We start from the raw sequence: 21,548 nt of genomic DNA, 5'->3' as shown, positions 1-21,548 counted from the left end.
TAGGGGCCCGGCATGCCGGACCTGGATTAGAGAGAGTGATGAATACACAACAACTGGCGAAACTACGTACTATCGTGCCCGAGATGCGACGCGTCCGGCACATTCACTTTGTCGGCATCGGTGGCGCCGGCATGGGTGGTATCGCCGAAGTGTTGGCCAATGAAGGTTATCAAATCAGCGGTTCTGACCTGGCACCGAATCCGGTAACCCAGCAGCTGAGCGCGCTCGGGGCGACGATTTACTTCCATCACCGTCCGGAGAACGTACTGGATGCCAGCGTAGTCGTGGTTTCTACCGCGATTTCTGCCGACAACCCGGAAATTGTCGCCGCTCGTGAAGCGCGTATTCCGGTAATCCGCCGCGCAGAGATGTTGGCCGAACTGATGCGTTTTCGTCACGGCATCGCCGTTGCCGGTACGCATGGCAAGACCACGACCACGGCAATGGTGTCGAGCATTTATGCCGAAGCCGGTCTGGACCCGACCTTTGTTAACGGCGGGCTGGTGAAAGCGGCAGGAACTCATGCGCGTTTGGGCTCCAGCCGTTACCTGATTGCGGAAGCGGATGAGAGCGATGCTTCTTTCTTGCATCTGCAACCGATGGTGGCGATTGTCACCAATATCGAAGCCGACCATATGGAGACCTACCAGGGCGACTTCGAAAACCTGAAGCAGACGTTTATTAACTTTTTGCACAACCTGCCGTTCTACGGCCGTGCGGTGATGTGTATTGACGATCCGGTGGTGCGTGAATTGCTGCCACGCGTGGGTCGCCATATCACCACTTACGGTTTCAGCGACGATGCCGACGTTCGCATCGAGAGCTACCGTCAGGTTGGAGCCCAGGGCCACTTCACCCTGAGCCGCCAGGACAAGCCGCTGATGACGGTGACGCTGAATGCGCCGGGTCGTCACAACGCGTTGAACGCGGCGGCGGCAGTGGCGGTGGCAACGGAAGAGGGCATTGACGACGCAGATATCCTGCGTGCGTTGGCCAGCTTCCAGGGGACCGGTCGCCGCTTTGATTTCCTCGGCGAATTCCCGCTGGAGCCGGTAAATGGCAAAAGCGGCAGTGCGATGCTGGTGGACGATTATGGCCACCACCCGACCGAGGTCGACGCGACGCTGAAAGCCGCACGTGCAGGCTGGCCGGACAAGCGTCTGGTGATGATTTTCCAGCCGCACCGTTACACGCGTACTCGCGATCTGTATGACGACTTTGCCAATGTGCTGTCGCAGGTGGACGTGCTGCTGATGCTGGACGTTTACTCTGCCGGTGAAACGGCAATTCCAGGGGCGGACAGCCGCTCGCTGTGCCGTACCATCCGCAGCCGCGGCAAGCTGGATCCGATTCTGGTGTCTGATGCGGATACCGTGCCGGAAACCCTGGCAGGGTTGCTGCAAGCGGACGATTTAGTGCTGGTGCAGGGCGCAGGCAACGTGGGGAAAGTCGCACGCAAACTGGCTGAGCTGAAGCTGCAGCCACTGAAAAAAGAGGAGGAACATCATGGCCGATAAAGTTGCCGTACTGCTGGGTGGCACCTCCGCTGAACGTGAAGTGTCATTGCAATCCGGTGCCGCCGTGCTGGCCGGGCTGCGTGAAGCCGGTATCGACGCTCACGGCATCGATATCCGTGATTTCCCGGTCACCCAGTTGAAAGAACATGGGTTTACCAAAGTATTTATCGCGCTGCATGGCCGAGGCGGTGAAGACGGCACCCTGCAAGGCATGCTGGAGTTCCTCGAACTGCCTTATACAGGCAGTGGCGTGATGGCTTCGGCACTGACCATGGACAAGTGGCGCACCAAAATGGTGTGGCAGTCGATGGGCCTGCCGGTGGCGCCTTATGTTGCGCTGAACCGTCAGCAATATGCCGGTGCAGAAAAAGAGGCGCTGATCGCGCGCGTAGAGGCCTTGGGCCTGCCGCTGATCGTCAAGCCGAGCCGTGAAGGCTCCAGCGTTGGTATGAGCAAAGTTACCGAGCGTGGCGCTCTTGAGGCGGCTCTGGAAGAAGGTTTCCGTCATGACGACGACGTGCTGGTCGAGAAGTGGCTGAGCGGTCCGGAATACACGGTAGCGATGCTGGGTGATCGGGTATTGCCTTCCATCCGCATTCAACCGGCCGGCGTGTTTTACGATTACCAGGCCAAGTACATCTCGGACGATACCCAGTATTTCTGTCCGAGCGGCCTGGGTGCGGAACAGGAAGCCGAAATGGCGTCTCTGGCGTTACGCGCCTATCGTGGGCTGGACTGCAGCGGCTGGGGCCGCGTTGATGTGATGCAGGATAGCGATGGCAGCTTCTATCTGCTTGAGGTGAATACCTCGCCGGGCATGACCAGTCATAGCCTGGTGCCGATGGCAGCGCGCCAGTCTGGTTTAAGCTTCTCGCAGCTGGTAGCGAGAATTTTGGAATTGGCCGACTGATATGTCGCAAGCTGCCCTGAATGCGCGTGAACGCGAGGTGGACAACAACCCGCGACGCAGCAATGGAACCCAGTTGGCGGGAATGATTTTCCTGCTGATGGTGTTGGGAACGGTCCTGTGGAGTGGGTGGGCGGTGATTGGCTGGATGAAAGACGCCAGCCGCCTGCCGCTGTCACGACTGGTGGTGACCGGTGAACGTCACTACACCACCAACGACGATATTCGTCAGGCTATCCTGGCGCTGGGATCGCCGGGGACGTTCATGACGCAGGATGTGGATATCATCCAGCAGCAGATTGAACGCCTGCCGTGGATCAAGCAGGCCAGCGTGCGCAAGCAGTGGCCGGATGAGCTGAAGATCCACCTGGTGGAATATGTCCCGGTGGCGCGATGGAATGATTTGCACATGGTAGATGCCGAAGGCAAATCCTTCAGCGTGCCTGCAGAACGAATTGGCAAACAGAAGTTGCCGTTGCTGTATGGTCCGGAAGGGAGCGAACAGGATGTTCTTGAAGGTTACCGGACCATGAGCAGCATGTTAGCGGCCAGCAAATATACGCTGAAAATGGCGGCCATGAGCGCCCGCCATTCCTGGCAGCTGGCTTTGGATAATGATGTTCGGCTGGAGCTGGGACGCGACGATCGCACCGGACGCCTGCAGCGCTTTATCGAGCTTTACCCGGTATTGCAGCAGCAGGGACAGGCAGAAAGCAAGCGAGTCAGTTATGTCGACTTACGCTATGAGGCCGGTGCATCGGTAGGTTGGGCCCCCGTGTTTATCGACCCGCAGGCTGCAGGCGATCGGCAGAACAGTAATCAGCAACAGAATCAGGCACAGGCAAAACAACAATGATCAAGTCGACGGACAGAAAACTGGTAGTTGGACTGGAGATCGGTACTGCAAAAGTCTCCGCATTGGTAGGGGAAGTTCTGCCCGATGGCATGGTCAACATTATCGGGGTGGGCAGTTGCCCGTCTCGCGGTATGGATAAGGGTGGCGTTAACGACCTGGAGTCGGTAGTGAAGTGCGTACAGCGCGCTATCGATCAGGCCGAACTGATGGCGGATTGTCAGATTTCTTCGGTTTACCTCGCATTATCGGGTAAACACATCAGCTGCCAGAACGAAATAGGGATGGTTCCTATTTCCGAAGAGGAAGTGACACAGGAAGATGTGGAGAACGTGGTGCATACCGCTAAATCGGTACGCGTCCGTGATGAACACCGCATCCTGCACGTCATCCCTCAGGAATACGCCATCGATTATCAGGAAGGCATCAAAAACCCGGTTGGGTTGTCCGGCGTGCGTATGCAAGCCAAGGTGCACCTGATCACCTGCCATAACGATATGGCTAAGAACATCGTTAAGGCAGTAGAACGTTGTGGTCTGAAAGTTGACCAACTTATTTTCGCCGGTCTGGCCGCCAGCTATGCGGTACTGACCGAAGATGAGCGCGAGCTCGGCGTTTGTGTAGTGGATATCGGCGGCGGCACCATGGATATGGCGGTGTACACCGGCGGTGCGCTGCGCCACACCAAAGTGATCCCTTACGCCGGGAACGTGGTCACCAGCGATATCGCTTACGCCTTCGGCACGCCGCCGACAGACGCGGAAGCGATCAAAGTTCGACACGGCTGTGCGCTTGGGTCGATTGTTAGCAAGGATGAAAGTGTAGAGGTGCCAAGCGTTGGAGGACGTCCTCCTCGGAGTCTGCAAAGACAGACACTGGCTGAAGTGATTGAGCCACGCTACACCGAACTGTTGAATCTGGTTAACGATGAAATTTTGCAATTGCAGGAGCAACTGCGTCAGCAAGGGGTGAAGCATCATCTGGCAGCGGGTATTGTGCTGACCGGTGGTGCCGCCCAGATTGATGGCCTGGCAGCCTGTGCGCAACGGGTGTTCCACACCCAGGTACGCATCGGCCAACCCTTGAACATCACGGGTCTGACGGATTATGCGCAGGAGCCTTACTACTCTACGGCGGTAGGTCTGCTGCACTATGGAAAAGAGTCTCACCTGAGCGGTGAGGCAGAAGTAGAAAAACGCGCCTCGGTGGGCAATTGGTTTAAACGTATCAATAGCTGGCTGAGAAAAGAGTTTTAATGTTTCAACAAAGAGATCATGCTGAGTAATCTTTTTATGATCTCGCAGCGACAGGCACAAAACGGAGAGAAACTATGTTTGAACCAATGGAACTAACCAATGACGCGGTGATTAAAGTCATCGGCGTCGGCGGTGGCGGTGGCAACGCCGTTGAACACATGGTGCGCGAGCGCATCGAAGGTGTTGAATTCTTTGCCGTGAATACAGACGCTCAGGCGCTTCGTAAAACGGCAGTTGGCCAAACCATCCAGATCGGTAGCGGTATTACCAAAGGTCTGGGTGCAGGCGCGAACCCTGAAGTGGGTCGCAATTCAGCGGAAGAAGACCGTGAAGCCCTGCGCGCCGCACTGGATGGTGCAGACATGGTCTTCATTGCAGCCGGCATGGGCGGCGGTACCGGTACCGGTGCAGCGCCAGTCGTCGCTGAAGTTGCTAAAGACCTGGGTATTCTGACAGTGGCCGTGGTGACCAAGCCTTTCAATTTTGAAGGCAAGAAACGCATGGCGTTCGCTGAGCAGGGTATCGCAGAATTGTCCAAACATGTGGACTCACTGATCACTATCCCGAACGACAAGCTGTTGAAAGTTCTGGGTCGCGGTATTTCTCTGTTGGACGCGTTTGGTGCGGCTAACGACGTGCTGAAAGGCGCGGTACAGGGTATTGCCGAACTGATCACCCGTCCGGGCCTGATGAACGTCGACTTCGCCGACGTGCGCACCGTAATGTCCGAAATGGGCTACGCGATGATGGGTTCCGGCGTTGCCTGTGGTGAAGACCGTGCTGAAGAAGCTGCGGAAATGGCGATCTCCAGCCCACTGCTGGAAGATATCGACCTGTCCGGCGCTCGCGGCGTGCTGGTCAACATCACCGCCGGCTTCGACCTGCGCTTGGATGAGTTCGAAACCGTGGGTAACACCATTCGTGCTTTCGCTTCCGACAACGCGACCGTGGTAATTGGTACGTCGCTGGATCCGGAAATGAACGACGAACTGCGTGTAACCGTGGTTGCGACCGGTATCGGTATGGACAAACGTCCGGAAATCACTCTGGTCACCAATAAACAGGCCAGCCAGCCAGTGATGGATCATCGCTACCAGCAGCACGGCATGTCGCCGCTGCCGCAGGAAGTGAAACCTGCTGCCAAGGTGGTTAACGATCCGACTGCGCAGCCTAATAAAGAGCCCGACTATCTTGATATTCCAGCCTTCCTGCGCAAGCAGGCAGACTAAGAATATCCTGAGAATTTGGAATCTCCGCTCTTTGTGCTAAACTGTCCCGCCAGCCATGCTGTATGCTTGGCTGGTAGGATTGATAACATTGCGAGATAAAACGATGATCAAACAAAGGACATTAAAACGTATTGTTCAGGCGACTGGTGTCGGTTTACATACCGGCAAGAAAGTCACGCTGACAATGCGACCCGCGGCGGCTAATACCGGGGTCATCTATCGTCGCACTGACTTGAATCCACCGGTTGATTTTCCGGCTGATGCAAAATCCGTGCGTGATACCATGCTCTGTACCTGCCTGGTCAATGAGCATGACGTGCGTATTTCTACCGTTGAGCATCTTAATGCCGCGCTGGCTGGGTTGGGCATCGACAACATCGTTATCGAAGTTGACGCTGCTGAAATCCCTATCATGGACGGCAGTGCCAGTCCGTTCGTCTTCCTGTTGCTGGATGCCGGCATTGAAGAACTGAACTCTGCGAAGAAATTCCTGCGTCTGAAAGACACCGTGCGTGTTGAAGATGGCGACAAGTGGGCCGAGCTGTCCCCGCATAACGGGTTCCGCCTGGACTTCACCATCGACTTCAACCACCCGGCGATCGACGCCAGTACGCAACGCTACCGCCTTGATTTCTCTGCCGACTCGTTCGTGCGTCAAATCAGCCGTGCGCGTACTTTCGGCTTCATGCGTGATATCGAATATTTACAGTCCCGTGGCCTGGCCCTGGGCGGCAGCTTTGACTGCGCTATCGTGGTAGATGATTACCGCGTGCTGAACGAAGACGGCCTGCGCTTCGAAGACGAATTCGTGCGTCACAAAATGCTGGACGCCATCGGCGACCTGTTCATGTGCGGCCATAATATCATTGGCGCGTTTACCGCGTACAAGTCTGGTCATGCGCTGAACAACAAGCTGCTTCAAGCAGTTCTGGCGAAACAGGAAGCGTGGGAATACGTCACCTTCCAGGACGAAGCCGAAATGCCACTGGCATTCAAAGCTCCGTCAACCGTATTGGCATAAGTCGATACCGCTGATTACTTATCACGACTGGTAGCGTTGGCACTCTCTCCGGCCAACGACGCCAGTCGTTCTAATATCTTGCGCAGTTTTTCCGGGCTCCGGCTCGCTAATACCCTTAATTCCCCAGCACTTTCCTGACTCAGATGACGCATAGGCACGCTTGACTGCGTATTTCCTGCCGTTTTTGCGGCGTCCTGCACCAGGTTGTTCCCTTTTGCCATCAAGGCCGGATTAATCCTGATGTCGATCGACGACAATGATGGTAGAATTTGCGCTCGTAGTGCTGATAATAAAGCCGGTTGTTCGTAACGTAGACGCATCATCCAGCTGGCATTTGCCGTTTCTAGCACTAAAATACCCTGTCGGAAATTTGCGACGCGGCACCAAGGATGCAGTTGAACGGGCAACAGGCCTTTAACTGCACGGTTAAGCTTAAGCAACGCGACTGCGCGTTGTTGGACGTTATGCAGTGGCCCTTTGTCTTCTGCAGACGCGTCGTCGAACAGGGAATCTAATAATTGTGGACGGCTATCGCGCATAATGGGCTCCGGCGGATTATAAACTCGTGATCGGTATTCTAAATCGTTGGCGACAATTTGGCAGACGTTATTTCTGGCCCCATCTCCTTTTAGGGATGGTTGCGGCCACGCTTGGCGTACCTACCAATCTGACCGGCAACCCCGATCAAGCCGCTCTGCCGAGCACCTCGTCCAGCCTGAACCGGCAAAACTCTGCCAGTGGCGCCTTCAATAGCCTGGCGTTACTGCAAGAAGCGCACCGTCGTCCGACCTTTAGCGTCGACTATTGGCACCAGCATGCGCTTCGTACCGTCATTCGTCACCTCTCTTTTGCGCTTGCGCCGCAGGCCGTTTACGCGCGGGTGCAGGAAAGCGAAGCGGAGGTGACCGAACCCCCATTGCAGGTAGCGCAACTGGCGCTGCTTTCTACCCTTAATGCGCTGCTGACGCACGAGCCGAAGCCGCCGACCATCATTCGCACCACTCACCACGCCGTGCTGCCCGCTGTTGCGCAGCATCAGGCCGGGTTGTGGCTTGCGCAAGTGCAGGGCATTCGCGCCGGACCTGCAGCCTTAAGCTGATTTCTTGCCCCTCGGGCGACAAAAAAACCTAAAAAATAACATCAAGTTGACTGCCTGTGTTGGCCGTCATGACAGAGATATCAAACATCATGTTAGTGAAATTATTGACCAAAGTTTTTGGTAGCCGTAACGATCGTACGCTGCGCCGCATGCGCAAATCGGTTGAGCTGATCAACCAGATGGAACCGGACATGGAAAAACTGTCCGATGACGAACTGAAAGCCAAGACCAACGAGTTCCGCGCGCGCCTGGAAAAGGGTGAAGTGCTGGAAAACCTGTTGCCTGAGGCCTTCGCGGTAGTGCGTGAGGCGAGCAAGCGCGTCTTCGGCATGCGTCACTTCGACGTGCAGCTGCTGGGCGGCATGGTGCTGAATGACCGCTGTATCGCAGAGATGCGCACCGGTGAAGGTAAAACCCTGACCGCAACCCTGCCAGCCTATCTGAACGCCCTGAGCGGTCGTGGCGTGCACGTGGTAACCGTCAACGACTATCTGGCACAGCGTGACGCCGAGAACAACCGCCCGCTGTTTGAGTTCCTCGGCTTGAGCATCGGCATCAACCTGCCGGGCATGCCGGCACCGGCCAAGCGTGAAGCCTATGCCGCGGACATTACCTACGGCACCAACAACGAATACGGTTTCGACTATCTGCGCGACAACATGGCGTTCAGTCCGGAAGAGCGCGTTCAGCGCAAACTGCACTATGCACTGGTGGATGAGGTTGACTCCATCCTGATCGATGAAGCGCGTACACCGTTGATCATCTCTGGCCCGGCTGAAGACAGCTCCGAGATGTACATCAAGGTTAACAAGCTGATCCCTAAACTGATCCGTCAGGAAAAAGAAGATTCGGATTCCTTCCAGGGCGAAGGCCACTTCTCGGTTGACGAAAAGGCGCGCCAGGTGCACCTGACCGAACGCGGCCTGATCCTGATCGAAGAAATGCTGATGGAAGCCGGCATCATGGACGAAGGGGAGTCACTGTACTCACCGACCAACATCATGCTGATGCACCACGTGACCGCGGCTCTGCGTGCCCATGTGCTGTTTACCCGTGACGTTGACTACATCGTAAAAGACGGTGAAGTCATCATCGTCGACGAACACACCGGCCGTACCATGCACGGCCGTCGCTGGTCCGATGGCCTGCACCAGGCGGTGGAAGCCAAAGAAGGCGTGGAAATCCAGAACGAAAACCAGACCCTGGCCTCCATCACCTTCCAGAACTACTTCCGCCTGTACGAGAAGCTGGCTGGGATGACCGGTACCGCCGACACCGAAGCTTTTGAATTCAGCTCGATCTACAAGCTGGATACCATTGTGGTGCCGACCAACCGTCCAATGCTGCGTAAAGACATGCCGGATCTGGTCTACATGACCGAGCATGAGAAGATTGGCGCCATCATTGAAGATATTCGTGAGCGTACCGCTAACGGCCAGCCGGTTCTGGTCGGTACGATTTCAATCGAGAAATCCGAAGTGGTTTCGCGTGAGCTGGAGAAAGCCGGTATCGCCCATAAGGTGTTGAACGCCAAGTTCCACGCCATGGAAGCGGACATCGTTGCTCAGGCCGGCCAGACCTCTGCGGTTACCATCGCTACCAACATGGCCGGTCGTGGTACCGACATCGTGTTGGGCGGCAGCTGGCAGGCAGAGATTGCCCAGTTGGAAGATCCAACCGAAGAGCAAATCGCGGCGATTAAAGACGCCTGGAAAATCCGTCACGATGCTGTACTGGCAGCCGGTGGCCTGCACATCATTGGTACCGAGCGTCATGAATCACGCCGTATCGATAACCAGTTGCGCGGCCGTTCCGGTCGTCAGGGGGATGCCGGTTCATCCCGCTTCTACCTGTCGATGGAAGATGCCCTGATGCGTATTTTCGCCTCCGATCGCGTTTCCAACATGATGCGTAAATTGGGGATGAAAGAAGGTGAGGCCATTGAGCACCCATGGGTCACCAAAGCGATTGCCAACGCCCAGCGTAAAGTAGAAAGCCGCAACTTCGACATTCGTAAGCAACTGCTGGAATACGATGACGTGGCCAACGATCAGCGCCGCGCGATCTACAGCCAGCGTAACGAACTGCTGGACGTGTCTGACGTTAGCGAAACCATTGCCAACATCCGTGAAGACGTGTTCAAAACCACTATCGACGGCTACATTCAACCGCAGTCGCTGGAAGAAGAGTGGGATATTCAGGGGCTGACCGAACGTCTGAAAAACGATTTCGATCTGGATATGCCTATCGCCGAATGGTTGGATAAAGAGCCTGAGCTGCACGAAGAAACGCTGCGTGAGCGTATTCTGGAAAAAGCCAAGGAAGAGTACCAGCGTAAAGAAGAAGTGGTTGGCACCGAGATGATGCGCAACTTCGAGAAAGGCGTGATGCTGCAGACGCTGGATTCCCTGTGGAAAGAGCATCTGGCGGCCATGGACTACCTGCGTCAGGGTATCCATCTGCGCGGTTATGCGCAGAAAGATCCTAAGCAGGAGTACAAGCGCGAGTCCTTCAACATGTTCGCTACCATGCTGGAATCACTGAAGCATGAAGTGATCAGCGTGCTGAGCAAGGTTCAGGTGCGGATGCCGGAAGAGGTTGAAGCCTTGGAACTGCAGCGTCGTGAAGAAGCCGAGCGTCTGGCCAAACAGCAGCAGCTGAGCCACTATGAAGAAAACGCGCTGGTGACTGAAGATCCTAATGCACCGACCATCGCAGAACGTAAAGTGGGTCGTAACGATCCGTGCCCATGCGGTTCCGGTAAAAAATACAAACAGTGTCACGGTCGTCTGCAGAACTAAGCCGACACTGTTTAACGAATAAAACCCAGGGGTTCAGCGTGCTGAGCCCCTGTTTTTTGGGGCTGCATTCCGCGTTCCAACGACTCAATCAGGAGGATGCGATGAAACATCTGAATATCGCCGTCGGCATCATTCGTAATGCCCAGCAGGAAATCTTCATTACCCGCCGCGCGGCCGATTCGCATATGGCCGGTTTCTGGGAGTTTCCCGGCGGCAAAATTGAACAGGGGGAGACGCCGGAACAGGCGCTTAGCCGTGAATTATTGGAAGAGACCGGCATTGAAGCCCAGCGTGCGGAGTTGTTGGACGTGCTTGAGCATCAGTTTAGCGATCGCATCGTCACGTTGAATTTCTATCTGGTGGAAGCCTGGGCCGGTGAACCCTTCGGTCGCGAAGGCCAGCCTATGCGCTGGGTAAAGCAGGCTGACCTGCGGGAAGAAGAGTTCCCTCAGGCCAATATCAGCATTATCAAACTGCTGGTGGAGCAGGCTAACGCCGCGCAGTAATACAACCGGCCTGGCGGCTGCCGGGCCGATCAGAACGACGATCAGCGATCGTCTGCTTCACTCCACTCTTCGCTTTCGGAAAGATCGCTGTTGCTTGGAATGCGCTTCTCTTCATCGGCCCATTCGCCCAGATCAATCAACTGACAGCGTTTGCTGCAAAACGGACGAAATGGGCTCACCTCTCCCCAAACCACACCTTTGCCACAGGTTGGGCATTTCACTACGGTAGTCATATCTATTCCTTACTCCCTTCCAACGCGTGAAAGGTCTTGATGTCATTGGGTCAGCAACAGGCCAACTCAAAGGTTAGTCGTTCCGGCACCACGCCGAGCTCACTGTCCAGCGGCAGAAAGCGAATCGCATAGCGCGTCTTATGGCCGGAAATTTGTGGGTAAAGCTGGTGCGCCAGATTGATGCGTAAGCGCAGCAGATCCGCCCCCTCGGCGTTATCCTGGAAAAAACCGTTCAGGCTGATCTGATTGCGAAATGGCCCGGCCTGACGGATCAGATCCAGCACCATAGTCAGTGCCTGGTTTAATGGTTCCAGCGTTTGCAACCATTCGGCTACGTCGTTATCTCGCTCTTGCTGTGGTGCATGCATCCACATGTGCAGCGTCGGCAAGTCAAAGCTGCAGCACCCACCGGGGATGCTCAGGCGTTGCCGTACCAGACTAATCAACCGATCTTCGCGCAGCGCCTGACCCAGTCGCGGCGCAGACATCAGTGCGGCACCACGTTGCTTCAACTGGTTGCGTAACTGATCCACCAGCGACATATCGACGCCCGGAACATCGGCCCACGCCAGCAATTTTTGCTGCTGACGTTCCAGCTCTTTCAGTAGCTCGGTACGTACTTCACCGCGCTCCAGCACGTCCAGCAGATCGGCGATGGTGCGGAAAAAGGTCAGGGCGATGGCCGTTTCGCTTAAGGCTCGCTGGCCATGCAGCTGTTGCAGCAAAAATTCCATGCGCAGCCAGGTGCGCATTTTTTCATTCAACGGATGTTCAAAAAGAACGCTTGGGGAAACATCACTCATTCAGTTTAATCCTGTCGGGTCGCTGATGCCGCCAGCTCAAGGTAACGGCAATGCAGTGCGGCAACCAATGGCTCTATCCCCTGAGCGGTGCCGCTATTATCAATGATGTCGTCTGCAGCGGCCAGGCGCTGCTCACGCGTGACCTGTGCGGACAGTATGTTCTGTGCCTGCTGACGGCTGATGCCGTCGCGGGCGATGGTTCTGGCCAACTGAGTCTCGCTGTCGACGTCAACCACCAGCACGCGATCGGCGCGCGCCTGCAGGTTGTTCTCGACCAGCAATGGCACCACCCAGAGAGCGTAGGGGCTGGTGACTTGCGCCAGTTGACGTTGAGTTTCCTGATGAATCAGCGGGTGCAGCAGTTGGTTTAGCCAACGCTTTTCATCAGGGTTACTGAAGATACACTGACGTAAGGCGGCACGGTTCAGTGAACCGTCCGGCTGCAACATTTCATTACCAAAACGTTCGGCGATGGCAGCCAGTGCCGGGGTTCCTGGCTCGACAACCTGTCGGGCGATAATGTCAGCATCGACCACCGTCACGCCGTGGCGAGCGAAGGCGTCTGCCACGGTGGACTTACCGCTGCCGATACCCCCTGTCAACGCAACAATGTAGGCCATGGTAGGGAATGCACCTGAGGTTCATAAAAAAATAATAGACGAATCATAAAGCGATCGCACAGAAGTGCAAGTAAGCCGGCGGCGCTTGCCGTGCCGCTTAGGCTGTACGGTGATAAAAAGCGCAGCCGGAAAGGGAAAATGAGCGGGAGGTCACACTGCGGTGTCGCAGGTAAATTTGTCGGATTGTAGCGCAAAAAAAGGAGAATTCGCAGTCTTGTCCGGCGATTATTAGCGCGTATGATAGCGTCACTGGAACTGGCATTAATCTATACCCGTCATTCTTCAAGCTGCAGGTGTGTTGACTGCGCGCGTTCACCCGAATCACTTACATAAGTAAGCTCATCGGGACTCTCGCCCTTGTCGCCTTCCTGCAACTCGAATTATTTAGGGTATACCCCGTCGCTTTTCAAGCCATTGCGTTTTGCGATCCGTCGCCATAAACCAGGAAATCATAAGTCATGCGTATTGAAGAAGATTTGAAGTTAGGCTTTAAAGATGTGCTGATTCGCCCAAAGCGTTCCACGCTGAAAAGCCGCTCAGAAGTTGAACTGGAACGTCAGTTTACCTTCAAACATTCTGGCTGTAGCTGGTCTGGTGTGCCGATCATTGCCGCCAACATGGACTCGGTCGGTACCTTCAGCATGGCAGAGGCCTTGGCTTCCTTCGATGTTCTCACCGCCGTACACAAACACTACACCGTAGAGCAGTGGGCCGCCTTTGTGCAGCGCGTACCGGCATCGGTGCTGCGCCACGTGATGGTTTCAACCGGCACGTCCGACGCTGACTTTGTGAAAATGCAACAGATCCTGGCGCTATCACCCGAGCTGAAGTTTATCTGTATCGACGTAGCCAATGGTTATTCCGAGCATTTTGTCGCTTTCCTGCAGAAAGCGCGTGAAGCCTGTCCAAAACATGTTATCTGTGCCGGTAACGTCGTCACCGGAGAAATGGTGGAAGAACTTATCCTGTCCGGCGCCGACATTGTTAAAGTCGGTATTGGTCCAGGCTCTGTCTGCACGACCCGCGTGAAAACCGGCGTCGGTTATCCGCAGTTGTCTGCGGTGATCGAATGCGCTGATGCGGCGCATGGCCTCGGCGGCCAAATCGTTAGCGATGGCGGTTGTTCGGTGCCGGGCGACGTAGCGAAAGCCTTTGGCGGCGGTGCTGATTTTGTCATGCTGGGCGGCATGCTGGCCGGCCACGACGAGTGCGAAGGCACCATTGTGGAAGAGAACGGTGAGAAATTTATGCTGTTCTACGGCATGAGCTCCGAGTCGGCGATGAAACGCCACGTCGGCGGCGTTGCCCAGTACCGTGCGGCCGAAGGGAAAACTGTCAAACTGCCGTTGCGTGGCGAAGTTGAGTTCACCGTCCGCGACATTCTTGGCGGCCTGCGTTCCGCTTGCACCTACGTCGGCGCGGAACGTCTGAAAGAGCTGACCAAGCGCACCACCTTTATCCGCGTTGCAGAGCAGGAAAACCGCGTCTTCGGCAGCAAGTAAGCGGCGCGTATCGATACCAGCAATTTGTGGGCGCAGTTCAATGCTGCGCCCAATCACTGACGGACTTACCCCAAAACATTCCCCAACTGAAATATCGGCAGATACATGGCGATCACCAATGTGCCGACGATCCCGCCTACCACCAGCATTAACAGGGGCTCCAGCGTTTGCGCCAGGGTATCGGCCAGCTCAAAGGTTTGCTGTTCATGCCACGCGGCCAGTTTGCCCAATAGGGTATCTAACGAACCGGATTCTTCGCCCACGCGTACCAGTTGCTGGCACAGCGTTGGGAAAAGCGCCTGCTGTTCCAGGGCGCGATGAAAAGTCTGCCCTTGCGAAATCTGTTGCCTGATGTTGTCAATTGCCTGGCGATAAAACAGGTTATCCACCGACAGCGCCGCCGCAGCCAACCCGTCAACCAGGCTGAGCCCAGCTTGCTGAGTCATGGCCAGAATACGGAATATTTGGCTCAGGCAGCCGCCTTTAATCAAGTGCGCAATCAGTGGCAGACGCAACAGCGCCGCCTGTTCGCGCCTGCGCCATTGAGGCTGCGGATGCAGACGACGAAGATAGGTGTATGACATACAGACCAGAATCGCCGTTAGCCAGGGACCGCTGTCGATCAGCAGGGTGGAAAGGTTCAGCAATCCTTGGGTAAACCACGGCAGCGGCGCATTGAATGACTGATAGACGCCGGCAAATTCCGGCAACACCATCACCAGCATCAAAATGCTTACCAACAGCGCCACCGCGCAGATAAACAAAGGGTAACGCAGCGCCTTGATGACTTTCTTTTGCAGTTTTTGCTGTGCTTCCTGTTGTTGGGCCAGTTGCAGGCAGCATTCGTCCAGGTGACCGGTCAGCTCGCCAATGGCGATTAGCTGGCGGTAGATCAAAGGAAACACGGCATGTTGCTCAGCGATAACTTCAGAAAATGGCTGGCCCTGGCGTACCTGTTCACTCACTTCCCGCAGCAGGCAGCGCCAGGCAGCTGACGGGTGCTCTGCCGCCAGCAATTGTAACCCGCTGACCAGCGGCAATCCGGCCTGTAGCAATGTTGCCAACTGGCGGGTGAACTGAATCAGGGGTTCACCGCGCCATTGACCCGGTGAAATACGTTTCCCGCTGTTGATCTGGCAGGGTTGCAGTCCTTGTTCGATCAACCACTGGCTGACCTCATTCTTCTTACCGCTCATCAGCTCACCCTCACGCAGTTGTCCGTGCGGGTCAATGGCCTGCCAGAGGAAAAGGCGCAGCGTTTTCACTGAGCGCCTCCGCCGTCGGCAATCACACCTACAATGCGGTATACCTCCTCCAGCGAGGTGACGCCCTGGGCGACCAGCGTTAGTCCGGCTTGCAGCAGCGTGGTCTGCCCCTGCTGCCGGGCGATTTCAGCCAACATGTTGGGGGCGGCCCCCTCCAGCAGGCCGGCTTGCACCTCTGGGGTAATGGTCAACAGTTCATATACCCCGGTGCGGCCATAGTAGCCGCTGAAGCAGTGCTCGCAGCCATCGGCCTTCCAGGGCAGCAGAGGTGTTGCCCAAATGGCTGCGGGAAAACGTACGGGCAGGCTTTGTTGATAGCGGCAGTGGCTGCATAACTTTCGCACCAGACGTTGTGCGATCACCAGCTTCAGACAGGCGGCAATCAGGTAGCCCGGGATGCCCATATGAGTCAGGCGCGTCAGGGTTTCGCTGGTGGAATTGGTGTGCAAGGTGGAAAGCACCAGGTGGCCGGTTTGAGCGGCTTTTACTGCGATCTCAGCCGTTTCCCGATCGCGGATCTCACCGATCATGATGACGTCCGGATCCTGTCGCAGCAAGGCGCGTAATACGCGGGAGAAATCCAGTTCCGTTTTGGCGTTGGTCTGCGTCTGATTGATACCGAACAGGGGAATTTCAATCGGATCCTCGACGCTGCATAAATTACTCTGCGCGTCATTCAACTGACGCAGACCGCCGTATAGCGTGACGGTTTTGCCGCTGCCGGTGGGGCCGGTGACCAGGATCATGCCCTGCGGGCAGGATAAGGCAGAGGAAAACTGCACCAGTGCTGTCGGATCCATACCCAACCGATTCAACGGCAGCTCCTGGCGTTCAGTTTGCAAAATTCGCAGCACCACTTTTTCGCCGTGCAGGGTGGGCAGGGTGGCGATACGCATGGAGTAGCTAGCGTTATCCAACCGGACGCTGAGCTGACCATCCTGCGGCAGGCGGCGCTCGGCGATGTCCAACTGCCCCATGATTTTCAGTCGAGCCGTGAGGCGAGCCGCGAGCGTGAATGGCGGTGAGGTTATCACCTGCAACACGCCGTCGATGCGTAGCCGGATACGGAGAGTCTGCTGGTAAGGTTCGAAATGAATGTCCGAGGCTCGTCGCTGAATGGCGATGCGGAGCGTCTGATTGATAAACTGCACCACGGGTGCGTCACTGTCGTCGTTTAATGATGCCGCGTCGAATTGCTCTTCCGAAGTGGGCTGCTCGAGCCTATCGCCCTGCATTTGCCGCCTGTTCAGTTCCAATTCCAGCCTGGCTGCCGGCCACTGTTCCAGATGAATGCGTTTGCCGGTGGCAAAACGCAGGGCTGATAATAGCGCTTGTGGTGCCTCCGTCGTCAGGGCCACGTTCAGGCACTGGTCATCCTCACTAAGAGCCAATGCCTGGTAGCGTTGGCATAGCGTATGGATTTCATCGCTGATTGCCGTACTCATGATGTCGGCGCCGCGGCGGTAGTGTCAAAACGGAAAACTTCCTGACAGGTTTCCTGCAGATTGCTGTTTTCGCTGGTGCACAGGCGTGTCCAACGCGTCAGGCCGCTGGCATTTTGGGTTGGCGTCAGTGCGACCGTCAATCCCTGCAGCGTTTGCGAGCCGGTCAGCGAGATCACGCCCTGGCTGACCTGAACCGCGCTGACGTAACGTGAGGCGTCGCCGGTAGGGATGCCTTTGCTACCGGCGTTACAGCCGGTCGGCGTGCCGCTGTCGAGCACGCACAGTTCAACGGCCAGCTTATACGGCGTCATGGCTTGCAGCATGTCGGTCATCGCTGCCTTTTGGATATAGCGCTGATAGGCAGGAATACCTATGGCGCTCAGTATGGCGATAATGGCGATCACCACCATCAGTTCTATCAGGGTAAAACCGCGCTGCGTTTCCATCCGTTGCTTCCTCCATGTCAATGTGGAGGCCAGAGTAATCAGGCCAGCGGGACGCTTCGAGCGGGTGATGGCTGTTTTTAGGCGCAGTTCCACAGCATTCGATCGAGGTTGCAGCAGAGGGGAAAAGAGATGGGGCGAGCTTCGCAGTTTTGATGAAAGAACACCTCCCCGGTAGTTCAGGGAGGTGCGGAGAGAGGGGTTATTTGAAGCGCATGGACAGATCGAGGGCGGTCACATGTTTGGTCAGCGCGCCTACAGAAATATAGTCCACGCCGGTTTCGGCGAAGGTACGCAGGGTTTCGCTGGTCACGTTGCCGGACACTTCCAGCTGTGCACGGCCCTGAGTTTGCGTCACGGCGGCGCGCATCATGTCGACGCTGAAATTGTCCAGCATGATAATGTCTGCACCGGCGTCCAGCGCCTGCTGCAGTTCATCCAGCGATTCGACTTCCACTTCGACCGGCACCTCGGCATGCAGCCAGAATGCTTTTTCGACCGCTTTTTTAATCGAGCCGGAGGCAATGATGTGGTTTTCCTTGATCAGGAAGGCGTCGGACAGCCCGAGACGGTGGTTGCTGCCGCCGCCGCACAATACGGCATATTTCAGCGCGGTGCGCAGCCCTGGCAGGGTCTTGCGGGTATCGAGCAGGCGGGTTTTCGTCCCCTGCAACAGTGCCACATAGCGGCTGACTTCGGTTGCTACGCCGGAAAGCGTCTGCACAAAGTTCAGCGCAGTGCGCTCACCGGTAAGCAGCACCCGTGCCGGGCCGGTCAGTTTGCAAAGCGCTTGGTCTGGCACCAGGCTATCACCGTCCGCCACCAGCCAATCCACTTTCACCTGGTTGCCCAACTGGATAAAGACTTCATTCAGCCAGCGTTTTCCGCAAAAAATACCGGGTTCGCGGGTGATGATCGTGGCTTCGGCCTGGGTATCGGCCGGCAACAATTGCGCGGTAATATCGCGTTCGGCATCGACTTCGCCTCCCAGGTCTTCACGCAGCGCCTGGGCAACGGCATAGGGGATATCGCTTTCAATTCGTTCAAGAAGCTCGGTGCGGCGAGTGTCGGCACTGTAGCGGCGTGTCGGCATAGAAAACTCCGAAATGGACGGTAAGATCGTAGGGGGAACATGCTACTCTGTTGCCGTGACAAGTACCACCGCCCAGAGGTGTCTGATGCAGTTAGAACAAGGCTGGATTGTCGGGGTAACCCGGGTTGTCTCGCCGCATTGCGATCTTCGCCCGAATGAGGAGGCGCCTTCGCTGCTGGTGATCCACAATATCAGCCTGCCGCCCGGCGAGTTCGGCGGCCCCTATATCGATCGGCTGTTTACCGGTACTCTTGATCCTGCGGATCACCCCTATTTTTCTGATATTCATCAACTACGCGTTTCGGCGCACGGCCTGATCCGTCGCGACGGTGAAATCATTCAGTATGTGCCCTTTGACCGACGAGCCTGGCACGCGGGCGTATCGTCGTATCAGGGACGAGAGCGCTGTAACGATTTTTCGATCGGCATTGAACTGGAAGGTACCGATCATGTGGCGTTCACGCCGCAGCAATACCAAAGTCTGAACGCGGTGACCGCGCTGCTGATCCGGCATTATCCGACGTTGGCGGCGCATATCACCGGGCACAGTGACATTGCCCCAGGCCGTAAAACCGATCCCGGCCCGGCGTTTGATTGGGATTTATATCTGGCATCTCTGGAACAACCTGGCGGGCCAGATGACGCTATGCTTGGAACAATGGAAAGGGAGAGGAGTCGCTAATGACGCTGTTTACGCTGTTACTGGTTCTGGCGTGGGAACGTTTATTCAAGCTGGGTGAGCATTGGCAGTTGGATCATCGCCTTGAGGTGGTATTTCAACGGCTGCATCGGTTTTCACTGGCGCAAACGCTGCTGATGACGCTGGCCTGGATGGTGGTGGTGGCAGGGATTTTATGGCTGTCCCAGGGACTGTTTTTCGGCGTAGTGACGCTGTTGCTGTGGATCGTCATTGATTTGCTGTGTGTCGGCGCAGGGATCAAGCGTAAACACTATCGGGCCTATCTGAAGGCCGCTCGGCAGGGGGATGCCCATGCCAGCGATCAAATGGCGGAAGAACTGGCGTTGATCCACGGTTTGCCGGTGGATTGCAGCGAAGAGTTGCGCTTGCGTGAACTGCAAAATGCGCTGCTGTGGATTAACTTCCGTTATTATCTGGCGCCGCTGTTTTGGTTTGTGGTCTGCGGGCCTTACGGGCCGATCGCGCTGGCAGGCTACTCTTTCCTGCGCGCTTACCAGACCTGGTTGGCACGCCATAACACGCCGCTGGAGCGTTCGCAGTCAGGCATCGATCATCTGCTGAACTGGCTGGACTGGATCCCGGTGCGTCTGGCCGGCGTGGCTTACGCGTTGTTTGGTCACGGTGAAAGAGCGTTACCGGCGTGGTTTGCGTCTCTGGGCGATCGTCACTCTTCGTCGTATCAGGTGCTGACGCGGTTGGCGCAGTTTTCACTGGCGCGCGATCCCCATATGGATCCGGTGCAGACGCCAAGGGCAGCGGTCAGCCTGGCGCGTAAGGTGACGATGATTATCGTGGTGGTGGTGGCGCTGCTGACCATTTACGGAGCCTTGCTCTAAAGCCAGAGCGGGGGGCACGATGGAAATAAAAACGGGCGCCAGGCGCCCGTTTTTATTGGCTTGATGCGTCTTACAGTTTGGCGAAGCAGCGACGTGCGGCATCGATGGTGCGCTGAATGTCTTCCTTGCTGTGCGCAACGGACATAAAGCCGGCCTCAAAGGCAGAAGGCGCCAGATACACCCCTTCCTCCAGCATCAGGTGGAAGAAGCGCTTAAAGCGTTCTACGTCGCACTGCATCACGTCCTGGTAGCAGGTCACTGCCGGTGCATCGGTAAAGAACAGGCCAAACATCCCGCCAACGTGGTTAACCACCAGCGCGATGTTTTCTTCTTCAGCCGCGTGCAGCAGGCCAGCCGCCAGCATATCGGTCAGTTCGGTCAGGGTCTGGTGGATACCGACCTGAGAGACTTCGGTCAGACAGGCGTAGCCGGCCGCCATCGCAATCGGGTTGCCTGACAGGGTGCCCGCCTGATAGACCGGCCCGGTTGGCGCCAGCGCATCCATCACTTCACGGCGGCCCCCAAAGGCGCCGACAGGCATGCCGCCGCCGATGATTTTACCCAAACAGGTCAGGTCCGGCACCACGCCATAATGAGCCTGAGCCCCGGCCAGCGCCACGCGGAAGCCGGTCATGACTTCGTCGATAATCAACAATGCACCGTACTTGTCGCACAGTGCACGCAGGCCCGGCAGGAACTCCGGCAGTGGCGGAACGCAGTTCATGTTGCCGGCGACCGGCTCGACGATGATGCAGGCGATCTCGGAAGGATATTGTTCAAATGCAGCCTGCACCGAATCCAGATCGTTAAAGGTACAGGTCAGGGTATGCTTGGCGAAATCGGCCGGTACGCCCGGGGAGTTAGGCTGGCCCAGGGTCAGCGCGCCGGAGCCGGCTTTGACCAGCAGGCAGTCGGCGTGGCCGTGGTAGCAGCCTTCAAATTTGATGATTTTGTCGCGGTTGGTGTAACCGCGTGCCAGACGGATGGCGCTCATAGTGGCTTCGGTTCCCGAGTTCACCATCCGCACCATGTCCATGGTCGGCACCAGTTCGGTAACCAGCTCCGCCATTTTAACTTCCATCTCGGTCGGCGCGCCAAAGCTCAGGCCGCGCTGCGCCGCTTCAATGACCGCATTGCGGATCGCCGGGTGGTTGTGTCCCAGCACCATCGGGCCCCAGGAACCGACGTAGTCGATATAACCTTTGCCGTCGACGTCGAACAGGTAAGCCCCGTCCGCCCGTTCGATAAACAGCGGCACACCGCCAACGCCGTTGAATGCACGCACCGGAGAGTTAACCCCGCCTGGGATTACCTGTTTTGCCTCGGCATACAGACTTTCGGACTTGCTGTTTAAGCTCATAGAACGGCTCCTGGATTCTCTTTTGAATGATTTGACCGCGCTATTCTAGTGAAGTGTTC

At 56.5% G+C, this 21,548-nt stretch carries 21 protein-coding genes; 12 read left to right on the top strand and 9 right to left on the bottom strand.

What is annotated here, in order from left to right; genetic code table 11:
* Positions 1-38: 38 nt before the first annotated feature.
* The 6 genes from murC (at position 39) to lpxC (ending at position 6,783) form a co-directional block, all read left to right on the top strand.
* Complete coding sequence (gene murC / locus ACMGG1_RS20695; RefSeq protein WP_337047773.1) at positions 39-1,517, top strand: UDP-N-acetylmuramate--L-alanine ligase; 1,479 nt, start codon at positions 39-41, stop codon at positions 1,515-1,517.
* Positions 1,507-2,427: a D-alanine--D-alanine ligase gene (locus ACMGG1_RS20690; RefSeq protein WP_046374517.1), complete on the top strand. Its 921-nt coding sequence runs from the start codon at positions 1,507-1,509 to the stop codon at positions 2,425-2,427. The genes murC and ACMGG1_RS20690 overlap by 11 nt, the downstream gene beginning before the upstream one ends.
* Position 2,428: 1 nt before the next feature.
* The gene (gene ftsQ / locus ACMGG1_RS20685) at positions 2,429-3,280 is read left to right on the top strand and encodes a cell division protein FtsQ (RefSeq protein ID WP_020825213.1); all 852 of its coding nucleotides are present in this window, start codon (positions 2,429-2,431) and stop codon (positions 3,278-3,280) included.
* A complete protein-coding gene (ftsA, locus tag ACMGG1_RS20680) occupies positions 3,277-4,533 on the top strand; it encodes a cell division protein FtsA (protein ID WP_004950148.1) in 1,257 nt (418 codons plus the stop codon). Before ftsQ ends, ftsA begins: the two co-directional genes overlap by 4 nt.
* Positions 4,534-4,607: 74 nt before the next feature.
* Positions 4,608-5,762: a cell division protein FtsZ gene (gene ftsZ, locus ACMGG1_RS20675; RefSeq protein WP_004950150.1), complete on the top strand. Its 1,155-nt coding sequence runs from the start codon at positions 4,608-4,610 to the stop codon at positions 5,760-5,762.
* 103 nt (positions 5,763-5,865) lie between these two features.
* The gene (lpxC, locus tag ACMGG1_RS20670; protein WP_037426060.1) at positions 5,866-6,783 is read left to right on the top strand and encodes a UDP-3-O-acyl-N-acetylglucosamine deacetylase; all 918 of its coding nucleotides are present in this window, start codon (positions 5,866-5,868) and stop codon (positions 6,781-6,783) included.
* 14 nt (positions 6,784-6,797) lie between these two features.
* Here lpxC and ACMGG1_RS20665 read toward each other — a convergent pair whose 3' ends face one another.
* Entirely contained in the window at positions 6,798-7,322 is a 525-nt protein-coding gene (locus tag ACMGG1_RS20665; protein WP_020825215.1) for a DUF721 domain-containing protein, read from the bottom strand.
* A 26-nt stretch (positions 7,323-7,348) separates the two neighbouring features.
* On the opposite strand from ACMGG1_RS20665, the gene secM reads away from it, so the two are divergent.
* From secM to mutT, 3 genes are all read left to right on the top strand, one after another.
* A complete protein-coding gene (secM, locus tag ACMGG1_RS20660; protein ID WP_046374516.1) occupies positions 7,349-7,882 on the top strand; it encodes a secA translation cis-regulator SecM in 534 nt (177 codons plus the stop codon).
* A gap of 89 nt (positions 7,883-7,971) precedes the next feature.
* Positions 7,972-10,683: a preprotein translocase subunit SecA gene (gene secA, locus ACMGG1_RS20655; protein WP_414160988.1), complete on the top strand. Its 2,712-nt coding sequence runs from the start codon at positions 7,972-7,974 to the stop codon at positions 10,681-10,683.
* Positions 10,684-10,784: 101 nt separating this feature from the next.
* Positions 10,785-11,189, top strand: a complete 405-nt coding sequence (gene mutT, locus ACMGG1_RS20650; RefSeq protein ID WP_020825218.1) for an 8-oxo-dGTP diphosphatase MutT — start codon at positions 10,785-10,787, stop codon at positions 11,187-11,189.
* 41 nt (positions 11,190-11,230) lie between these two features.
* Here mutT and yacG read toward each other — a convergent pair whose 3' ends face one another.
* The 3 genes from yacG to coaE are packed head-to-tail and all read right to left on the bottom strand — an operon-like array spanning position 11,231 to position 12,845.
* On the bottom strand, positions 11,231-11,422 hold the full coding sequence (gene yacG, locus ACMGG1_RS20645) for a DNA gyrase inhibitor YacG (RefSeq protein ID WP_020825219.1): 192 nt from the start codon (positions 11,420-11,422) through the stop codon (positions 11,231-11,233).
* A 50-nt stretch (positions 11,423-11,472) separates the two neighbouring features.
* The gene (gene zapD, locus ACMGG1_RS20640; protein ID WP_020825220.1) at positions 11,473-12,225 is read right to left on the bottom strand and encodes a cell division protein ZapD; all 753 of its coding nucleotides are present in this window, start codon (positions 12,223-12,225) and stop codon (positions 11,473-11,475) included.
* A 5-nt stretch (positions 12,226-12,230) separates the two neighbouring features.
* Positions 12,231-12,845 (bottom strand): dephospho-CoA kinase, encoded by a 615-nt coding sequence (gene coaE, locus ACMGG1_RS20635; protein ID WP_262255804.1) that lies wholly within the window; start codon positions 12,843-12,845, stop codon positions 12,231-12,233.
* Positions 12,846-13,303: 458 nt separating this feature from the next.
* Here coaE and ACMGG1_RS20630 point away from each other — a divergent pair, with 458 nt between their 5' ends.
* Positions 13,304-14,347, top strand: a complete 1,044-nt coding sequence (locus ACMGG1_RS20630) for a GMP reductase (RefSeq protein ID WP_020825222.1) — start codon at positions 13,304-13,306, stop codon at positions 14,345-14,347.
* Between the two features lie 65 nt (positions 14,348-14,412).
* Here ACMGG1_RS20630 and hofC read toward each other — a convergent pair whose 3' ends face one another.
* From hofC to nadC, 4 genes are all read right to left on the bottom strand, one after another.
* Positions 14,413-15,612: a protein transport protein HofC gene (gene hofC, locus ACMGG1_RS20625; RefSeq protein WP_217331536.1), complete on the bottom strand. Its 1,200-nt coding sequence runs from the start codon at positions 15,610-15,612 to the stop codon at positions 14,413-14,415.
* Positions 15,609-17,057 (bottom strand): type II secretion system protein GspE, encoded by a 1,449-nt coding sequence (gspE, locus tag ACMGG1_RS20620; RefSeq protein WP_414160987.1) that lies wholly within the window; start codon positions 17,055-17,057, stop codon positions 15,609-15,611. Before gspE ends, hofC begins: the two co-directional genes overlap by 4 nt.
* Positions 17,054-17,503 (bottom strand): prepilin peptidase-dependent pilin, encoded by a 450-nt coding sequence (gene ppdD / locus ACMGG1_RS20615; RefSeq protein WP_020825225.1) that lies wholly within the window; start codon positions 17,501-17,503, stop codon positions 17,054-17,056. The genes gspE and ppdD overlap by 4 nt, the downstream gene beginning before the upstream one ends.
* A 199-nt stretch (positions 17,504-17,702) precedes the next feature.
* The gene (gene nadC / locus ACMGG1_RS20610) at positions 17,703-18,593 is read right to left on the bottom strand and encodes a carboxylating nicotinate-nucleotide diphosphorylase (RefSeq protein WP_020825226.1); all 891 of its coding nucleotides are present in this window, start codon (positions 18,591-18,593) and stop codon (positions 17,703-17,705) included.
* An 85-nt stretch (positions 18,594-18,678) separates the two neighbouring features.
* Between nadC and ampD the strand changes: the two genes are divergently transcribed.
* Entirely contained in the window at positions 18,679-19,275 is a 597-nt protein-coding gene (gene ampD, locus ACMGG1_RS20605) for a 1,6-anhydro-N-acetylmuramyl-L-alanine amidase AmpD (RefSeq protein WP_409324909.1), read from the top strand.
* Positions 19,275-20,129 (top strand): beta-lactamase regulator AmpE, encoded by an 855-nt coding sequence (ampE, locus tag ACMGG1_RS20600; RefSeq protein ID WP_020825228.1) that lies wholly within the window; start codon positions 19,275-19,277, stop codon positions 20,127-20,129. The genes ampD and ampE overlap by 1 nt, the downstream gene beginning before the upstream one ends.
* A gap of 70 nt (positions 20,130-20,199) precedes the next feature.
* Here ampE and hemL read toward each other — a convergent pair whose 3' ends face one another.
* The gene (hemL, locus tag ACMGG1_RS20595) at positions 20,200-21,489 is read right to left on the bottom strand and encodes a glutamate-1-semialdehyde 2,1-aminomutase (RefSeq protein ID WP_116691284.1); all 1,290 of its coding nucleotides are present in this window, start codon (positions 21,487-21,489) and stop codon (positions 20,200-20,202) included.
* Between the last annotated feature and the right edge of the window lie 59 nt (positions 21,490-21,548).

This window comes from Serratia sp. BNK-12, from assembly GCF_047456085.1.
Lineage (GTDB): Bacteria > Pseudomonadota > Gammaproteobacteria > Enterobacterales > Enterobacteriaceae > Serratia > Serratia liquefaciens.
The sequence above is the reverse complement of the archived record's forward strand: the minus strand, read 5'-3'. Positions and strand labels throughout refer to the sequence as shown.